Raw genomic sequence first — 17,748 nt, 5'->3', positions numbered from 1 at the left:
CCGCCAGCCGCCGGGTTGCCGGCACCCGCCATCTCGAACTCGACCTCGGCCGCAACCATCCGCATGTCGAGATCGAACTCTCCCCCGAACGCGCCGCCGCAGGCGACCACAGCCGCATCGCATTCCGGCCGACAAAGTGGAAACTGTTCAGGGAAGAACAGCCCAAGATCGCCACAACGCCGACAACGCCGCGGGCGCCGGCCGAAGTCGAGACGGCCGAACCGTTCGAACTGGCGCGCACCGGCAGCTGACCGGTCGCGCGCCCCAGTGCAGTTTCGCCCCTCTTTTCGTGCCGAGCGTGCAGGCGCGCCGGCAAACGGCAGCGTCGCCGTGTGGATATCGGTTTGCTTCGGGATGCGCTAAGCAGGGACGCCCGCTGCCGACAATGGCTGCGGAAACGGGAGAAGCGCATGACGATCGTCGACGACCTGAAACAAGCCCTCGGCGACATCGTGCTCACCGGCACCGAAATCGGCGAACGCCATCGCAGCGACGCCAGCCTGACCGGCCGTGAGCTGCCAAAGGCCGTGATCCGCCCGACAAGCAGCGAAGAGATCGCCACGGCACTCCGCCTCTGCAATGACAGCCGCCAAACCGTCGTCGTTCAAGGCGGCCTGACCGGGCTTGCCGGCGGCGCCAATGCCGACCGTGACGCTGTCGTGATTTCGCTCGAACGCTTTACCGGCATCGAAGAGATCGACCCCCAAGCCGGAACCATGACCGTGCGTGCCGGCACGCCGCTCGAAGTGGCGCAGCGCGCCGCCGAAGACGCCGGTTTCCTGCTGCCGATCGATCTTGGCGCCCGTGGCTCCTGCCAGATCGGCGGCAACCTCGCCACCAATGCCGGCGGCATCCGGGTGCTGCGCTATGGTGTGACGCGCGACAACGTGCTCGGTCTCGAAGCGGTGCTTGCCGACGGCACGATCATCTCGTCGCTCAACAAGATGATCAAGAACAACACCGGCTACGACCTCCGGCAATTCTTCATCGGCTCGGAGGGAACACTCGGCGTGATCACGCGCGCGGTCCTGCGGCTGCGGCCCTTGCCCGTCGGCCGGCTGACGGCACTCTGTGCGCTCGACGGTTACGACAACGTCGTCGCCTTCCTCGCCCGCTGCCAACGCCGCCTGCCCGGCCTCTCGGCTTTCGAGGCGATGTGGGAGAACTATTTCCGCTTCAATGCCGACGCGGAGAAGCTGAAGCTCTTTGATGAGATCCCGGCCTTCGCGGTGATCGTCGAGCAGGATCTGCTCGGTGAAGCCGGCGAGCGTGACGGCTTCGAGGCCTTTCTCGGAGGGGCGCTTGAAGATGGCATCATTGCCGATGCGCTGATCGCCCAGTCGGAGAAGGAGAGCCGTTCTTTCTGGAGCGTGCGCGAAGGCCATGCGATGGACAGCCAGTTGCCTGATCTCGTCAACCTCGACGTCAGCCTGCCGATCGGCGACATCGGTCGTTTCGCCGCGGAATGCGGCGAGGCTCTATCCGCCCGGTTCCCGGCAGCCCATGTCTCCTTCTTCGGCCATGTCGCCGACAGCAACCTGCACATCGCCTTCTCGGAACCGAACGGCGACGCGGACACCCCGCATATCGTCGACGGCGTCGTCTATGAAATCGTCCGGCGCTACAAAGGGTCGATCTCGGCCGAACATGGCATCGGCGCGCTGAAGCGCGATTTCCTCGACCATTCGCGCAGTCCGACCGAACTCGAACTCATGCGGCGGATCAAGCAGGCGCTTGATCCGAACGGCATCCTCAATCCGGGCAAGGTGATCTGAGCCGACCGCTGGCGAAGGGCTGAACTCGGAGAGCACCACTTCTCGTCATGTCGGTTCAGAGCCACGAGGCAGGCGTTTTCGGCAGGCGCCCATCGGGATCGATGACCTTCAGCTCGGCCCCCTCGCCTGCGTTCCAGCGCCAGAGCGCAACGCAGGTGCCGCCGGGCGACATGAAGGACGGGTAGATCAGACCGTCAAAGCCGCGGTCGCTCAACTCCCCCTGCAGGCGATGCGTTTCCGGCACGAGGCCGCGATCGAGCGCATCGCGCCATTCGCATTGGTGGATGTCTTCGGTGAGACCAAGGTCGGAAAGGATTTCCGGCGCCGTCAGATCCGCAAGGCGGGAAAAGCGCAGTTCAAGCTGGGCGATCAGCGCCGGGTGCTGGACGAAACCCTGATTGTATTCGGCCCAGGCGGTCGAGAGTTCGCGGGCGGCATAGATCGTCGGCATTCCCACGGGATTCCACCGCCCACCATACCGCCCTGCCCCTTCGCCCGAAAGTGGCGCATGCGCCCAGCGCGGCACATAGGCGCGCCAGAGGCGCACCGCTTCGCTGACCGCCATCAGGCGTAGACACCGGAACGCACGGCTTCGAGATAAGCGAGCACCTTGTCGGCCTTGCCTTCGCCGACAAGGTCATAAGCGGTCTTGCCGGCCCAGCCGGGGATCGGCTGGTGCTTGAACCAGATGACGGCACGGCTGTCGTCGCCCGCCATTTCGCCGGCCATGGCAAGGATACGGACGACGCCGCTCAAGGCCGCATCGACCTTGCGGGCACTCGACTTGGCCGTCAGCGTGTTGCGTGCGACACCGATCAGCTTCGCCAGTTCGGCAAGCGTCACGCCAAGCCGATCGGCAACCAGCCGAGCAGACAGGAAGGACGAATGGTTTTCGCCGTAATGGGCGGTGGAGATGTTGAGACCGACAGCAGCCATGACAGGATCCGCGCTTGTTTTGATCATCATGTTATCAAAGTAAGATCAAAACACGCCCAAATCAAGGACGCCTATCGCCGCCAGGTGGGCTCGCGCTTGTCGAAGAAGGCGCCGACGCCCTCACGCGCTTCGTCGGATTCCCAGCAATCGGCAAGCTGTTCGATCGTCGCGGCAATGGTCTCTTCGGTGATCGGGGCGCCAAGTGAGCGGGCCAGCCGTTTGGCCCGGCCGGTGGCTTCCGGCGCAACCGCCAGATAGGGCTCGATTTCCGCTTCGATCGCCGCATCCAGTGCGTCGGCGGCAACAACGGTGGTGGCGAGCCCCAAGACGCGCGCCTCCTCCGCACCGAATAGCCGGGCGGACATGAACAGTGGCCGCGCCTTGCCCTCGCCGATGCGAGCGACGACATAGGGGCTAATGGTTGCCGGGATCAGGCCGAGGCGTGTTTCAGTTAAACCGAACTTTGCGTCGGCCGAGGCAACCGCCGCGTCACAGATGCTCATCAGGCCGACGCCGCCGCCAAAGGCATTGCCATGCAGGCGGCCGATGACGGGCTTCGCGATCTCGTTCAGCGCCTTGAACATCATCGCCAGCCGCGTCGCCTCGGCAATGCGGGTCGCCCTGTCAGCATCGAACTGTTCGCGCATCCAGCCAAGGTCGCCGCCGGCGCAGAAGCTGCGGCCTTCGCCCTCAAGGACAACCAAGCGGACCGAACGGTCGGCCGAAAGCTGTTCTGCCGCCTCGGTCAGTTCCTCGATCATCCGCGCCGAAAGCGCGTTGTGCTTCTGCGGTAATGCCAGCGTCAGCCGCGCGACGCCGCGCGCATCGGTTTCGATCCGGATCGTTTCGAAGGTCATGACCCCGTCCTCAAGGTGCGCGCGAAGGCGGCGGCCTGTTCGAGCTTCGCTGCGTCGAGCCCGGTCGAAAGCCCCCTGGCTGTCACGAAGGCATTGACGGCGAGCGTATCGACGTTGCCGGCAGCACCCGGCGCATAGGGGCAGCCACCGAGACCGCCGGCCGAGGCGTCGAAGATCCTGAGGCCGCGGTCGAGCGAAACGGCGATGTTGTCGAGCGCGCGGCCAGAGGTGTCGTGGAAATGCCCGGCGAGCCTGTTGGCAGCAATGCGCTCCAGTACCGTAGCCAGCATCGCATTCACCGCCTCCGGCGTGCCGCGGCCGATCGTGTCGCCGAGACTGATCTCGTAGCAGCCGAGATCGTCGAGCAGACCGGCAACGCGGGCGGCGCTCGACGGGGCGATCGCACCCTCATAAGGGCATTCGACGACACAACTCACATAGCCGCGCAGCAAAAGACCTTTTTCAAGGCACAGCTCGGCAACAGGCCGGAAGCGCTCGATGCTTTCGGCGATCGAGCAATTGATGTTCTTTTGCGAGAAGGTTTCGGAAGCCGACGCGAAGATCGCCACCTCGTCGGCACCGGCTTCGAGTGCTGCTTCAAGCCCACGCAAGTTGGGCGTCAGCACCGCATAGCGGGTGCCCGGGCGCCGGCGGATGCCGGCCATGACCTCGGCGGCGTCTGCCATCTGCGGCACCCATTTCGGGCTGACGAAGCTCGTCACCTCGATCCGCTCGTATCCGCAATCCGAAAGCATATCGACGAGGCGGATCTTGTCAGCGGTTGGGACAAGCATGCTTTCGTTCTGCAGCCCGTCGCGCGGCGCCATCTCGACGATCGTCACATGCTGCGCCGCCGCTCCGCTCATTCCGCGCTCTCCGGCTGGAGCATCACCAGCACGGCGCCGGCGGTCACCTGCTCGCCTTCGCTGACCAGCACGTTCTCGACCACGCCAGCCCGCGAGGCCGACAGCGTGAGCTCCATCTTCATCGCTTCCATGACGGCAAGCGCCTGGCCTTTCTCGACGGCATCCCCGGGGCGAACCCGGATCAGCTTGACGATGCCGGGCATCGGCGCCGACACCGCGTCGTCCGCGACCTCGCTGGAATGGCCCGCACCAAGCGCGTCCGGCAAGCGAAGTCCGTAGGTCTCACCGTTCAGGAACAGCGTGATCTGCTCGCCTTCGCGCAGGAAACGGAACTCCTGCTGCGCGCCGGCGATTTCCGCCCGGGCGCCATCGGCAGAGCGATTGAGGATAACGACCGGCAACGCCGCCGTGCCGGTGTGGACCGCGAACTGATCCCGACCACGGGCCGCGAGCGCCACGGTCGTCCGTCCGCCCAGGTGCTCGATCACGATGTTGCGGTTGGCGTCACCCCAAATCTGCCAGTGGCCGAGCGAAGACCATGGATCGGCCGATCCGTCCGGCTGCAGGGCTCCGGTCGAAATGATGGCCGCAAGCGCAAGCGCCGCATCGTTTGGCACCGGCGACGCCGAAAGCCGGTCGATCGAGCGGTCGATCAGGCCGGTATCGGGATGTCCGGCGCGAAAATCCGGTTCGGCCGCAAGGCGGGCCAGAAAATCGAGGTTGGTGACCGTACCACCGATGCGGCAAGCCCTGAGCGCATTTTCGAGCTTTGCAAGGGCTGCCGAGCGGTTGGACCCGTGCACGATCAGCTTGGCGATCAGCGGATCGTAGAACGGCGTGATCCTGTCTCCCTGCCGGACACCGGCATCGACACGGACGCCCTCCTCCGGAAAGCTCAAGGTCGTCAGTTGCCCGGTCGCCGGCAGGAAGCCGCGCGACGGATCTTCCGCATAGATGCGGGCCTCGAAGGCCCAGCCATCGATGGCGATCTCGCTTTGGCGTTTCGGCAGCGCTTCACCGGCTGCAGCACGCAGTTGCCACTCGACGAGGTCGATACCCGTGATCGCCTCTGTGACCGGATGCTCCACCTGCAGCCGAGTGTTCATTTCCATGAAGTAGAACTGGTCCGGCCAGAGCCCGTCGGTCACGTCAGCGATGAACTCGACGGTGCCCGCGCCGACATAGCCGATCGCCTGAGCCGCGCGAACGGCCGCGTCACCCATGGCGCGCCGCACTTCCGCGGTCATGCCCGGCGCCGGCGCTTCCTCGATCACCTTCTGGTGGCGTCGTTGCAGCGAGCAGTCGCGCTCGTAAAGGTGCAGGATGTTGCCGTGCCGATCACCGAAGACCTGCACCTCGATGTGCCGCGGCTTCGTCAGATATTTCTCGATCAGCACCGCGCCGTCACCGAAGGCTGCTTCCGCCTCGCGACGCGCCGCTTCCAGTGCCGCCGGAAAATCGGCGGCGCTGTCGACCCGCCGCATGCCCTTGCCGCCGCCGCCGGCGCGCGCCTTGATCAGCACGGGATAGCCGATGTTTGCCGCTTCCCCGGCAAGGAAATCCGGATCCTGCGTTTCGCCGTGATAGCCAGGAACGACCGGCACGCCGGATTGCTCCATCAGCGCCTTGGCGGCATCCTTCAGCCCCATGGCGCGAATGGCGGACGCCGACGGTCCGACGAAGGTGATGCCGGCCGCCTCGACGGCTTCGGCAAAGTCGGCATTCTCCGACAGGAAGCCATAGCCGGGATGAATGGCGTCCGCGCCGACGGAGTGCGCCGCCGCGATGATGCGTTCAGCCACAAGGTAGCTGTCGAGCGCCGGCGCCGGGCCGATTCGGATCGCCTCGTCGGCAAGCGCCACATGCAGCGCGCCGACATCGGCATCGGAGTAGACGGCGACCGTGCGGATGCCGAGGCGCTTGGCGGTGCGGATCACCCGGCAGGCGATCTCACCGCGATTGGCGATCAGGAGTTTGGAAAACATCGGCATCTCCTGGCCCTATTGCGCTGCGATCACATCGATTTCGAGCAACCAGCCGGCATCGAAGATGCCGGCGATCGCAACCGTCATCGCCGGCGCGAGCGGACCGAGATATTCGGCGCGGGCCGCGCGGTTGGCCATGGCATATTGGCGGTCGGCAAGCAGCACCGTTACCTTGACGATATCGGCCTTGGTCATGCCCGCCGCGGTCAGTTGCGCGTCGATATTGGCCCAGACCTGGCGCGCCTGCGCCTCAAAACCCTCCGGCAGCGCGTCTTCAGGCGTCAGCGGCACCTGTCCGCTGATAAAGAGCAGCCGCTCGAAATTCTCCAGGCGGACGGCCTGCGAATAGCCGCCGCGCGGCTGCGGTGCGTTCGGGGCATTGATGTTGTCGCGTTTCATGGCGGTGTTCCTACATCCTGAAGAGGCCGAAGCGCGTGTCTTCGATCGGCGCATTCAGCGCCGCCGACAGCGACAGGCCGAGCACGTCGCGCGTCTTGCGCGGATCGACGACGCCGTCGTCCCAAAGTCTGGCCGAGGCATAGAGCGGATGGCTCTGGCGCTCGAAGAGATCGAGGATGGGCTGGCGGAAACGCGCCTCGTCCTCGTCGTTCCAGGGCGTGCCGGCCCGCTTCAGCGCTTCGCTGCGGACGGTCGTCAACACGCCGGCCGCCTGTTCGCCGCCCATGACCGAGATGCGGCTGTTCGGCCAGGTCCACAGGAACCGCGGCGAAAACGCCCGGCCGCACATGCCGTAATTGCCGGCCCCGAACGAGCCGCCGACCAGCATCGTCACCTTCGGCACCCGCGCCGTCGCCACCGCCGTCACCAGCTTGGCCCCATGCTTGGCGATGCCTTCGGTTTCATATTTCCGCCCGACCATGAAGCCGGTGATGTTCTGCAGGAAGACCAGCGGGATCTTGCGCTGGGCGCAGAGCTCGACGAAATGCGCGCCCTTCAACGCCGATTCCGAAAACAGCACCCCGTTGTTGGCGATGATGCCGACCGGAATGCCGTGCACATGGGCGAAGCCGCAGACGAGCGTCGTGCCGTAGCGCGCCTTGAACTCGTCGAAGCGAGAACCGTCGACGGTGCGGGCGATCACCTCGCGGATATCATAGGGCGTGCGCAGGTCGGACGGCACGATGCCGGCGATTTCCTGCGGATCATAGAGCGGCGGCTCCGGTGTCGTGAGTTCGACCGTCAAAGGCTTATGCCGGTTGAGTGCCGAAACAGCCCGGCGCGCAAGCGCCAGCGCATGGGCGTCGTCGCGCGCCAGATGATCGGCCACCCCGGAGAGGCGCGTGTGCACGTCGGCGCCGCCGAGATCCTCCGCCGACACGACCTCGCCTGTCGCGGCGCGCACGAGCGGCGGCCCGGCGAGAAAGATCGTGCCCTGGCCTTCGACGATGATCGTCTCGTCCGACATGGCCGGCACATAGGCGCCACCGGCCGTACAAGAGCCCATCACCACGGCGATCTGCGGGATGCCGGCGGCCGACATGTTGGCCTGGTTATAGAAGATCCGGCCGAAGTGATCCCGGTCCGGGAAGACCTCGTCCTGGTTCGGCAGGTTGGCGCCACCGGAATCGACGAGGTAGATGCAGGGCAGATTGTTTTCCGCGGCGATTTCCTGTGCGCGCAGGTGCTTCTTCACCGTCAGCGGATAGTAGGTGCCGCCTTTGACGGTCGGATCGTTGCAGACGATCATGCATTCCCGGCCCGAAACCCGGCCGATGCCGGTGATCAGCCCGGCCGCCGGCGCGTCGCCGTTATACATGCCGTGCGCCGCCGTCATGCCGACTTCGAGGAAGGGCGTCGCCGGATCGATGAGGTTGGCGACGCGATCGCGCGGCAGGAGCTTGCCGCGGCTGACATGGCGTTCGCGCGCCGTGTCGCCACCACCGGCGGCCGCCACCTTCACCGCGTCTTCGACAGTCGCGATCGCCTCCGCCATGGCCGCCTGGTTTGCCTTGAACGTATCGGAGGACGGAGAAATGTGAGATTTCAGAACGGTCATCAAGTCCTCTTTCGATCGAGTTCGGCCGTTTCAGTTGGCGGCTACCGCGTCTCGGTAAACAGCTCCCGCCCGATCAGCATGCGGCGGATCTCGCTGGTGCCGGCGCCGATCTCATAGAGCTTGGCGTCGCGCAGCAGGCGGCCCGCCGGGTAGTCGTTGGTGTAGCCGTTGCCGCCGAGCGCCTGGATTGCCTCGAGCGCCAGCGCCGTCGCCTTTTCGGCCGCATAGAGAATGCAGCCAGCCGCATCCTTGCGCGTCGTCTCGCCGCGATCGCAGGCGGCCGCCACCGCATAGACATAGGCGCGCGCCGCATTCGCCGTCACATACATGTCGGCGAGCTTGCCCTGCATCAGCTGAAACTCGCCGATCGCCTGGCCGAACTGCTTGCGCTCATGCAGATAGGGGACGACCACATCGAGGCAAGCGGCCATGATGCCGAGCGGCCCGGCCGACAGCACGACGCGCTCATAGTCGAGCCCCGACATCAGCACGCGCACGCCGCCGCCGATGCTGCCGAGCACATTTTCTTCCGGCACTTCGCAGTCCTTGAAGATCAGTTCGCAGGTGTTGGAGCCGCGCATGCCGAGCTTGTCGAGCTTCTGGCCGGTCGAAAAGCCGGCATAGCCCCTCTCGACGAGAAAGGCGGTGATGCCGCGCGGGCCGGCGGCCGGATCGGTCTTGGCGTAGACGACGAGCACGTCGGCATCCGGGCCGTTGGTGATCCACATCTTGTTGCCGTTAAGCACATAGCGGTCGCCACGCTTATCGGCCTTCAGCGTCATCGACACGACGTCGGAACCGGCGCCGGGCTCCGACATCGCCAGCGCGCCAACATACTCGCCGGAAATCAGCTTCGGCAGGTAACGCGCCTTCTGGTCGTCGTTGCCGTTGCGGTTGATCTGGTTGACGCAGAGATTGGAATGGGCGCCGTAGCTGAGGCCGATCGAGGCCGATGCGCGGCTGATCTCTTCCATCGCCACGCAATGGGCGAGATAGCCCATGGCAGCGCCGCCATGCTCCTCGCCGGCAGTGATGCCGAGCAGACCAAGCTCGCCCATCTCGCGCCAGAGCGGCATCGGAAAGGCGTTGTTGCGATCGGTCTCGTCCGCCAAAGGCGCGATACGGTCCGTTGCGAAGCGCCGCACGCTCTCGCGCAACGCGTCGATGTCCTCGCCAAGCGCGAAGCTCAATCCGCCCTGAAACATGTCTATCCTCCCACCGTTCCGGCCAGTGCGGTCTCCTCCCACAGCGGCCGGCCGATAACGCTCCATCCTCTACGCGGATCGCGGCGAATGCAATGATATCAGCGCCGCGACATGGCCGGACGATAGCACCGCGTTTCGCTAATTTCCTTCCAAAGAGGGGCAAAGCCAAGCACGATATGCAAATGCGGAGGCGCCCGCCGATTGCATCCTGTGCGCGAACGGGTTGGCGCGCCCTCGCGCCGAGTCCGGCGGTGGGCGTTGCACTCGTGGTACGGCGATAAGAGGCGCCGTGACGTCGCGGGATCGACGATCAGTTCTTGTTCGGCCAGATTTCCTGGCTGGCGTCGACGGCCGCAAGACCCTGCATCGCGTCGCGATTGCCGGTGGCGGCAAGCGCTTCGAAGATGCGCCGCGCTTCCGCGTGGTACTTGAGGTTCATGTAAGCGTAGCCGCGCAGCACCATCAGGTCCTGGCGGCGCTGCGAAATCTGCCCGAGCTGATCGAGAAACAGGATCGCCTCGCGGTAGCGATTGGCATTGAAGGCGGCAATGGCACGGTCGGCGAGGATCGCCGTCTGCAGCTCGTCGACCCGCCCGCGGCTCTGCGTCGACTTCGTCGCCGACACCGCCGCTTTGTTGGTGAGACCGGCGCGCAGATAGGCCAGGCTCTGGCCATAGGCAGCGTCTTCGCGGATCTGCGACGCAGGTGCCTGCAAGGCGACTTCGAAGGCTTCTGCGGCTTCCAGCGGACGGTTGAGGTCCATCAGGCACCAGCCGCGCGCGAGCGCCGCCTGCGGCGCCATGCCGGCGGGATTGATGGTGGTGCGGCAGCCAGCGCCGCTGCGCACCGATTTCTGGACAACACCGCCCGTGCGCGGCCTCTGAGCGACGGGTTGCTCGACCACCTCGGTGACGACGGTGGTGCGCGCAGCCGACTGCTGTTGCGTCCGCTGCTGCACCTCGGCGGTCGGAAGCGGCGCGCGGCTGACTTCGTCGAGTTTCTCCTTGACTTCGCCAAGCCGGGCGATGCGTTCGGAGCGGCCCGACCACAAATGCTGGATTTCGACGACGCCATCCTTGTCGTTCAACTGGTCGCGGCTGAGCGCGAGGCCATAGGCCGATGGCTCGTCGTCCGGCTTCCAGCGCAGCGCCGTTGCAAACCACTGTGCGGCGGTTGCCGGCTGGTTGAGGGCGCGCGCATACCAGCCGAACTGCTGGGCCGTCGCCGGCTCGCGGGCCTTGGTCGTTTCCTGCGCGATCCGCGCCAGCACGGCGGCATCGAGGGCGACCGGCGGATCGATGGCCAGCAGATTGGCCGTCGCCGCGAAATAGGTCGCAAGCGCGTCGGGCGAGCTGTCGCGCCACGGATAGAGCACGGCCTCAGCCTCGAGCGGTGCCTTGCGCGCGATCAGCGTCAGCGCCAGGCCCTGCGCGGCCGAAGCGCTGTCTTCCTTGTCGTGGGCGCGCCGGAACCATTGCTCGGCGGCGCTCATATTGTCGCGGCGCAGCTGATACCAGCCGAGCAGCAATGCGTCGCTTGCCGTGCCGCCGGTCTCGGCCAGCTTTTCGACGCGCTGGACATACTTGGGATCAACCGCGAGCGTCTTGTCTCCGTCGCCTTCGGCAACGAAGCGCCGAGCGAGATCGTCGCGGATGCTTTCGAACTCCGGCACGCCCTCGGGCGTGGTGCGCTCCAGCGCGAGCAGATCCTGCAGCGTCGCGTAGGGCAGCACCGCAGCAGCCTTCTGCACGGTCGCGAGCCGTTCCGGCGCGTCGTCGCAGCTCTTCAGCACATAGAGATAGGCATCGCGGGCCCGCTCCGGCCGCTTGGTCTCGGCAAAGGCCTGCGCCACATGCCAGAGCACATCGACTTCCGAGCAGGTCAGAAGGCTCGGCGTGCTCGCAGCAATCGAAATCACGGTTTCATACTGCTTGAGCTCGGCGGCGTTCACCAGCCGTGCGCGGGCCTCGGCCACATTGAGGCGCTCAAGCAGGTCCGACGGCGGCTGCCAGGCGGCCTCCTTCGCCTGACGCTCGGCGATCGCCTTGCGCACTTCGGCGTAGCGGCCTTCAGAATAGAGCCGCCACATGGCTTCGAGGGCGACGTCGTTGTTGCGCGGCACGGCCAGCGGATCTGCGGGCGGAACCCAGTCGGGATAAAGCGAGCGCAGGCGCGAGATTTCCGCCTGCAGGCGCGCCGTGTCGCCCTTGGCGGCAAAGTAGCGAAGCGCCGATTCGTCGACGACCGACTGCGGCTTGCTTGCGCTTTGCGTTGCCTCTGACGGCCTGTCGGCCTGGGCCACCTCGGTAAATTGCGGCGCGGCACCGCGCGCGCCCTGGCCGGCGCTGCTGCCGACGGCGGGCGCCTCCTGGCTCTCGCCGGCCAAGCTGCCGAGTTTCTTGTTGTCCTGGCGCAAGAAGCCGCCATCCGTCAGTCCGGCAACCCCGATCGCCGTAGTCATCACAGCGGCAATGGCAACGATTGAGGACTTCATAGACACTCCGGACGCTTCTCCCTCACGTAAGACAACCCCAACAGGTGCAGCGTGGAAGGGTAATATTGCGTCGGGCTGAACACCTTGACGCTGTCGGGTATCGGGACCCTATCCAAGACACAGGCCAGAATATGGTTAACAAATCGATAACCGGGGTCCGTGAGGCTGGTTTGAACCGCCCCCGTGGAGACGTCGCTGAGGACCAATGCGTCGTTGTCACCGGCCATTCCCGCCCGCAGCCGCACCATCAGATCGCGGCCACCCATGTCGGCCCGGGCGAGGTAGAGCGGGATCCGCAAGGCATTGTAGCCGAACTCGGCCGGAAAGCCCTGGGCCGGCTTCGGCATCGTACGCAGGCTGACCCAGTCGGCCGGCATCTTTCTCGGGCCTGATTGCAAAGCATTGATCAAGGCCAGCCCGTCATCCGAGAGCGCCTTCCAGCGCGGCGACGGCGCCACCCGATCAAGGGCCGGAAAAGCCTCGAAGATCCAATAGGACGGATTGACGACCGGGCCATCGGGACGATCGGTCGTGCCGAAGCCCGTAACGCCGGGCAACAGCAAGGTTCGTCCGCCATGGTCGAGCAGGGTGTTGTCGAGGATGGCCTTGGCGATCCGCGACGCCGCCTGCAGATAGTCTTCCCGCTTCCAGCGTTCACCGGCAAGCACCAGCGCATAGGCGATCAGGATATCGCCGTCGGTGGCATTGTTGATGTCGATAATGTGCGGTGTTTCGGTGGCACTCCACTTCCAGGCCGCCAATCCATCGTCCCGCAGCAACAGCTCGCGGCGCGTGAACGACCAGATCAGCGCGAAGTCGGCCGGGTTTTCGGCGAGCACGGCGAGCAGCAGGCCATAGCCCTGACCCTCGCTATGGCTGACATTGCCATTGGCGTCGTCGATGATCCGGCCACCAGAATCGAGGAACCGCGCCTTGTACTGGTCCCATTCGCCAGCCTTCACCGAGCCCCCCTGTTCATCGGCGCCGGCTGCCATCGGCAGCAGCAGCGCAAGCAATCCGGCGAGAAGCGCGGTCCGCCACCTCATTGGCGCCGCCCCAGGCGGGTTAGCATCGAGGATGTCGCCAGCCCCAGAAGCACCGACAGCACGATCAAGAGCAGAGCATAGACCATAATGTTGCTGGACAGCCAGTTGGCAAAGATCAGGCGGTAGTTGGTGAGCGACGGCGGCTGCGTCTGGACGAAATCGAAGCCGGCGACCGGCGTCGCCTCGATCTTGTCCGTCGCCGGCTCATAGGCCGAGACCCGTCCGGCAAGCTGCTGCCAGCGCGTGACGTCGGCGATCGCCGCCGTGCCCTCGCGCAGGCGCTTGCCGGTTGGCGCCGTCAGCAGCGTCCAGGTCGCGTCATCGCTCGGGTTGGCCCCTTGCGCGATCACCAGGCCGGCGCTTTCCGGCGGAACATAGGCGGCTTGCGCTTCGGGCAGGATGCGCAGCGAGCTCAGCGAAATGTCGAACTCCTGCTTCACCCAGGTCTGGAACCCCGTGACCTGGGTGCGCCAGGCGCCGCCGCTCAAGCGCGTGCGCCACTCGTCGATGGCCTTCTGCGTGTCGTCAGGACGGCCGGTGTCCTCCGCATTGCCCCAGGACATCTGCCGGGCAGGATCGATACCGACCTGCGTCAGCACCGTCTTCGGCAGCTGCGGCATGGCGCCGATGAAGATCGCATTGCGGCTGCCAGCCGCAAGCGGCGATGTGATCACCTCCATCAACAGCGGCCTGCCGCCGGCAACGGCCAGGCGGGCAAGGAAGGTCGCGGCGGCCGACAGCGTGTCTTCGTCGGCACGATCGAGGAAAAGCGGAACGGCGGCGCTATCGCTGCGATAGGGGGCGGCAGCACCCGAAATCGCGGCGATATTCGGCCGGCGGCCGATGCGCGCGAAATCCGGCATCCGCAATTCAGACGTATCGAAGAGCGCGAAGCGCGGATCGTTGGAAGCAGGCGTTCCCGGCGCGCAGGACTTGTCTGGCTCGGCGGAGAGCACGGCCTCGATCTCGATCAGGTTCGGACCGGGTTTGAAATGCCGCATCGTTACCTTGATCGGCAGGTGGCGCAGAATGTCGCCGTTGGCCGAATTCAGCGGGATCGTCGATGCGATGTTGCCGTTGATGTAGATGTCGATGTGGCTGCCCGGAAGCACGGCTTCCGTGTAGGCGGCGTCGAGCAAAAGCGTCGCGTCGCCATAGGCATCGGCATAGAAATCCGACGGCACGGCGACGGAAAAACGCGTGCGAAAGCGCCGGCCCGTAAATTCGCTGGTCTCGACCCCAAGTTCGGAGAAGCGCAGGCGCGCATGCGTCACGACCAGCGGCGTCTCCGGCAGCTGCCAGCGCCCGGTGGCGATGACGTCGCGCGGCACGTTGCTCGGGCGGTCCATGGGCTGCGTGATCCCCTCGATCGCCTCCTGAACCGCGGACCAGTCCGGACCGCTGATCACCAGCACCGACGACTTCGTCTTGCCGTCACGCACGAACATAGCGACCGGACCGCTCGACGCGCCTTCCGGCGGGCGTTCGAGGAAAGGCGTCACTTCCTCGGCCGTGCCGACGAGTGCCGTCATCTGCCCGGGTTTTGCGAGTTCAGGCATGGTCTCGCTGAGAGCGAATTCCTGGGCGGGCATCTGTCCGCGCAGCGCCAAACCTTGCGCAAGCCGCATCAGCGCCGCGGTACGGCTCGGCTGCTGGAGGCCGGGAACGACCAGGTTGAACTGTGTCCGGCCGCGCGCATCGAGACCGACGGCGCGCACGTCGTCAAGGCTGGAAAGCGTCGCGCTATCGCCGGAGGCAAAGCGGATGAAGGCCGATTCCGGCGCGATCTCGGTCCACAGCTCATAGGTCGATTCGACCGTGCAGTCCGTGCGGTGGCGCTGGCGAACCTTGACGCGAATGTCGTTTGAGCCGGCACGCAGCAGCCCGGGCTTCAGGTCGTAGCTCAGCGGCGTGGCCGCCTCCGCCGAGCCGATCGCCTTTTCGCCGGCCAGCTCGCCGTTGACGAAAATCGACAGTGTCGACGCTTCCGGCGCAACGACGATTGCGTTCTGATAGGCGAAGTTGAGCGAGGCAGCAGATTGCGCCTGTGCCGGCGTCAGATAGACGGACCAGGTGCGCTCATCGACCTCGCCGGTCAGCGACAACGCGCTGAACGGAATGATGAAGCGTTTGAAGTCGTCCGGCGGCTTGAGCGTGACGATGGGCTCTGCCGGCCCGGTGTTCTTTCCGGCATCTGCCGGCGGCTGCAGGATCGGGGCATCCGCCGGCCGCTCGCCGGACATGTCGAAGGGCGATGGCTGCGCGGACACGCCGGTTGTAAGGCTGGCAAGCAAGAGGGCCGGGAGAACGAGGCGCCTGAGCATCAAGCACCTTCCTTCTGTGCCTCGGAGCCGCGTAGGCTGCGAAGGAAATAGATCATGCCGCGGCTCGTCTGATAGAGCGCCAGCCAGAGGAACCAGAGCGTTCCGCGCACAAGGCCCGGATTACCGCGCCGCGCGCTTTGAAACTCGCTCCATTGCCGCGAATTGGCAAAGATCAGGTCTGCGACCAGACCGTGATGGCGAGCGACCTGCGGCAGGTAGCGGCAGCCGATGACGGTAATATCGCCGGCAATCTCCTTGTTCCTGATCGCGACCGGCAGTGTTTCGGCCCCGCCGCTGCCGCTGTAGGGCTCGAAGCGGATGCCGCCCTCGGTGTCGGTCGGCATCGTCGATGCATCGATGCCATAGACCTGGACCCGCGCGCCGTTGGCCGAAACGTCCTCGATCGTTGCCGGATACCATTTGTCGGCAACTCCGAACTCGCAGCGGCGGCTGACCTTGACGCGCCGGGAGGCTGCCCGTTCGCCGCGCTCGGAGACGACACCGAGCACGCAGCCGGCCATGATCAGGTTCAGGAGGTTCCAGCCGCCGACGACGAGCGTCACGTCTGCCTTGTAGGGCTCGGTGTAGACCCGGTAGACCGTCATCAGCAGGGCAACGAAAAGCACCGCGAAGATGACGAAGAACGGCCGGGCGATCTCGGAGAGCCGGCTTTCGAGGATCGATTCATCCTTTGCCGTCACCTTGAAGGTCGGCCGGCTCGGCCGCAGCAGCACCGAGATGACCGCCGGCAGCAGATGCACCGTCTGGGCGAACTCGTAGAGTTCGGAGATCCAGGGCCAGCGGAACGAGCCGTAGAGATAGTTCTGCATCATCAGGTTCACGACCATGTAGGCCAGCGTATAGGCGAGGAACTCGCCGCCAGACGCCGTGAAGATCTCAAGGTCGAAGAACAGATAGAAGAGCGGTGCGAAAAGGAAAATCGTCCGCGGGATCGGGAACAGCCAGAACAGCGTCGACGACATATAGCAAAGCCGCTGCGGGATCGACAGGCCGCCCTTGAACAGCGGGAAGCGGAAGATGAGGATCTGCATCATCCCCTGCGCCCAGCGGCTGCGCTGGCCGATGAAGCTGGCGAAGGTCGCTGGCTGCAGGCCGGCGATCAGCGGACGGTCGACATAGATGCTGTTCCAGCCGCGCCCATGCAGCGCCAGCGCCGTTTCGCAATCCTCGGTGATGCTCATGCCGCTGAAGCCTTCGGTATCTTCCAGCGCCTTGCGGCGCAGAACGGCGGCCGAGCCGCAGAAGAAGGCGGCATTCCACTTGTCGAGACCGCGCTGGATGATGCCGTAGAACATCTCGTTCTCGCTCGGCATCTTCTCGAAGGTGCGCAGGTTGCGCTCGAGCGGGTCCGGGTTGAGGAAGAAGTGCGGCGTCTGCACCAGGAACAGCTTCGGGTCCTGCTCGAAATAGCCCACGGTCTCCAGCAGGAAGTCGCGCGCCGGCGCGTGGTCGGCGTCGAAGACCGCGATCAGCTCGCCGTCGGAGTGCAGCATGCCGTTGTTGAGGTTGCCGGCCTTGGCGTGCTCGTTGCGCTCGCGCGTGAGATAGCGCACGCCGAGATCGTCGCAAAGCGCCTGCAGTTCCGCATTGCGGGCGGATGCGCGCTGCGCTTCGACGAGGTTTGCCGAATTGCGCTTCTGCAGCGTGCCGCCGTCGTCGAGCAGCCAGACCGTCAGCTTGTCGGCCGGATAATCCATCGCCTTGGCGGCCGCCAACGTATTGGCGAGCAGGCCCGCGTCCTCGTTGTAGGACGGCACGAAGACGTCGACCTTCGGAAACTTGCCAGGAGAAATCGAGCTCGCTTTGCGCGGCGGCAACGGCATCGCCACCACGAACAGGCTGAGCGACAGCATCATCACGCTGTACATTTCAGCGAGATAGAGCAGGAAGCCCGGAATGAAGTTTTCAAGCTGGTTGAGTGGCGGCAGCGTGCTCGTCGTGCGCCAATAGACATAGCGCAGCACGATCGCCGTACCGAAGGCGAGCGCGATCAGCCGCCAGCGGCCACCGGCATTGGCAAGCTTCAGCACGGCCATGAAGGTAACGATGAGAACGCTGACGATGAGCTGCGTCTGGAGGTTCACCGGCAGCGTGATGACCGCCATCACGCAAAGCGAAAAAAACGCCCAAGCCGCAACCGATCCGATCCTGCTCATACATTTGCCTTCCAGCGTTCGGCATCATGCCACTGGTATTGCCCGACCCATATTCGACCGAGTCTC

Annotated in this window: 14 protein-coding genes; 2 read left to right on the top strand and 12 right to left on the bottom strand. The window is 65.3% G+C overall.

Translation table 11 applies throughout. The features are described from left to right. Positions 1-251, top strand: a 251-nt coding sequence (locus L981_RS10635; protein WP_043615031.1) for a TOBE-like domain-containing protein, incomplete at its 5' end; no start/stop codon positions are given. A gap of 159 nt (positions 252-410) precedes the next feature. Continuing rightward, complete coding sequence (locus L981_RS10630) at positions 411-1,775, top strand: FAD-binding oxidoreductase (RefSeq protein WP_043615028.1); 1,365 nt, start codon at positions 411-413, stop codon at positions 1,773-1,775. A 55-nt stretch (positions 1,776-1,830) separates the two neighbouring features. Here the strand turns inward: L981_RS10630 and L981_RS10625 are convergent, their stop codons facing one another. From L981_RS10625 to bcsA, 12 genes are all read right to left on the bottom strand, one after another. After that, positions 1,831-2,340, bottom strand: coding sequence for an RES family NAD+ phosphorylase (locus tag L981_RS10625; protein WP_043615024.1), 510 nt, complete (start codon positions 2,338-2,340; stop codon positions 1,831-1,833). Continuing rightward, positions 2,340-2,711, bottom strand: coding sequence for an antitoxin Xre/MbcA/ParS toxin-binding domain-containing protein (locus L981_RS10620; protein WP_043615045.1), 372 nt, complete (start codon positions 2,709-2,711; stop codon positions 2,340-2,342). Before L981_RS10620 ends, L981_RS10625 begins: the two co-directional genes overlap by 1 nt. 71 nt (positions 2,712-2,782) lie before the next feature. After that, a complete protein-coding gene (locus L981_RS10615) occupies positions 2,783-3,568 on the bottom strand; it encodes a crotonase/enoyl-CoA hydratase family protein (protein ID WP_043615022.1) in 786 nt (261 codons plus the stop codon). Next, entirely contained in the window at positions 3,565-4,434 is an 870-nt protein-coding gene (locus L981_RS10610) for a hydroxymethylglutaryl-CoA lyase (protein ID WP_043615019.1), read from the bottom strand. The genes L981_RS10615 and L981_RS10610 overlap by 4 nt, the downstream gene beginning before the upstream one ends. After that, positions 4,431-6,419, bottom strand: a complete 1,989-nt coding sequence (locus tag L981_RS10605) for an acetyl/propionyl/methylcrotonyl-CoA carboxylase subunit alpha (protein ID WP_043615016.1) — start codon at positions 6,417-6,419, stop codon at positions 4,431-4,433. The genes L981_RS10610 and L981_RS10605 overlap by 4 nt, the downstream gene beginning before the upstream one ends. 15 nt (positions 6,420-6,434) lie before the next feature. Next, the gene (locus tag L981_RS10600; protein WP_043615013.1) at positions 6,435-6,818 is read right to left on the bottom strand and encodes a RidA family protein; all 384 of its coding nucleotides are present in this window, start codon (positions 6,816-6,818) and stop codon (positions 6,435-6,437) included. A gap of 10 nt (positions 6,819-6,828) precedes the next feature. After that, positions 6,829-8,436, bottom strand: coding sequence for a carboxyl transferase domain-containing protein (locus L981_RS10595; RefSeq protein WP_043615010.1), 1,608 nt, complete (start codon positions 8,434-8,436; stop codon positions 6,829-6,831). Between the two features lie 41 nt (positions 8,437-8,477). After that, entirely contained in the window at positions 8,478-9,641 is a 1,164-nt protein-coding gene (locus tag L981_RS10590) for an isovaleryl-CoA dehydrogenase (RefSeq protein ID WP_043615007.1), read from the bottom strand. Between the two features lie 310 nt (positions 9,642-9,951). After that, the gene (locus L981_RS10585; RefSeq protein WP_043615005.1) at positions 9,952-12,135 is read right to left on the bottom strand and encodes a cellulose synthase; all 2,184 of its coding nucleotides are present in this window, start codon (positions 12,133-12,135) and stop codon (positions 9,952-9,954) included. Next, positions 12,132-13,181, bottom strand: a complete 1,050-nt coding sequence (locus L981_RS10580) for a glycosyl hydrolase family 8 (protein WP_043615002.1) — start codon at positions 13,179-13,181, stop codon at positions 12,132-12,134. The genes L981_RS10585 and L981_RS10580 overlap by 4 nt, the downstream gene beginning before the upstream one ends. Continuing rightward, positions 13,178-15,505: a cellulose biosynthesis cyclic di-GMP-binding regulatory protein BcsB gene (locus L981_RS10575; protein WP_043615000.1), complete on the bottom strand. Its 2,328-nt coding sequence runs from the start codon at positions 15,503-15,505 to the stop codon at positions 13,178-13,180. Before L981_RS10575 ends, L981_RS10580 begins: the two co-directional genes overlap by 4 nt. Further along, complete coding sequence (gene bcsA, locus L981_RS10570; RefSeq protein WP_043614998.1) at positions 15,505-17,682, bottom strand: UDP-forming cellulose synthase catalytic subunit; 2,178 nt, start codon at positions 17,680-17,682, stop codon at positions 15,505-15,507. Before bcsA ends, L981_RS10575 begins: the two co-directional genes overlap by 1 nt. Positions 17,683-17,748 lie beyond the last annotated feature (66 nt).

The organism is Ensifer sp. ZNC0028, from assembly GCF_000799055.1.
In the GTDB taxonomy this organism is placed as follows: domain Bacteria; phylum Pseudomonadota; class Alphaproteobacteria; order Rhizobiales; family Rhizobiaceae; genus Ensifer.
This window is presented reverse-complemented; position numbering and strand designations above follow the sequence as displayed.

Coding starts and splice junctions, on each gene's coding strand:
- L981_RS10630 (WP_043615028.1), top strand. CDS start 411: ATGACGATCGTCGACGACCTGAAACAAGCCCTCGGCGACATCGTGCTC.
- L981_RS10595 (WP_043615010.1), bottom strand. CDS start 8,436: ATGACCGTTCTGAAATCTCACATTTCTCCGTCCTCCGATACGTTCAAG.
- L981_RS10610 (WP_043615019.1), bottom strand. CDS start 4,434: ATGAGCGGAGCGGCGGCGCAGCATGTGACGATCGTCGAGATGGCGCCG.
- L981_RS10590 (WP_043615007.1), bottom strand. CDS start 9,641: ATGTTTCAGGGCGGATTGAGCTTCGCGCTTGGCGAGGACATCGACGCG.
- L981_RS10580 (WP_043615002.1), bottom strand. CDS start 13,181: ATGAGGTGGCGGACCGCGCTTCTCGCCGGATTGCTTGCGCTGCTGCTG.
- L981_RS10585 (WP_043615005.1), bottom strand. CDS start 12,135: ATGAAGTCCTCAATCGTTGCCATTGCCGCTGTGATGACTACGGCGATC.
- L981_RS10615 (WP_043615022.1), bottom strand. CDS start 3,568: ATGACCTTCGAAACGATCCGGATCGAAACCGATGCGCGCGGCGTCGCG.
- bcsA (WP_043614998.1), bottom strand. CDS start 17,682: ATGAGCAGGATCGGATCGGTTGCGGCTTGGGCGTTTTTTTCGCTTTGC.
- L981_RS10600 (WP_043615013.1), bottom strand. CDS start 6,818: ATGAAACGCGACAACATCAATGCCCCGAACGCACCGCAGCCGCGCGGC.
- L981_RS10625 (WP_043615024.1), bottom strand. CDS start 2,340: ATGGCGGTCAGCGAAGCGGTGCGCCTCTGGCGCGCCTATGTGCCGCGC.
- L981_RS10605 (WP_043615016.1), bottom strand. CDS start 6,419: ATGTTTTCCAAACTCCTGATCGCCAATCGCGGTGAGATCGCCTGCCGG.
- L981_RS10620 (WP_043615045.1), bottom strand. CDS start 2,711: ATGGCTGCTGTCGGTCTCAACATCTCCACCGCCCATTACGGCGAAAAC.
- L981_RS10575 (WP_043615000.1), bottom strand. CDS start 15,505: ATGCTCAGGCGCCTCGTTCTCCCGGCCCTCTTGCTTGCCAGCCTTACA.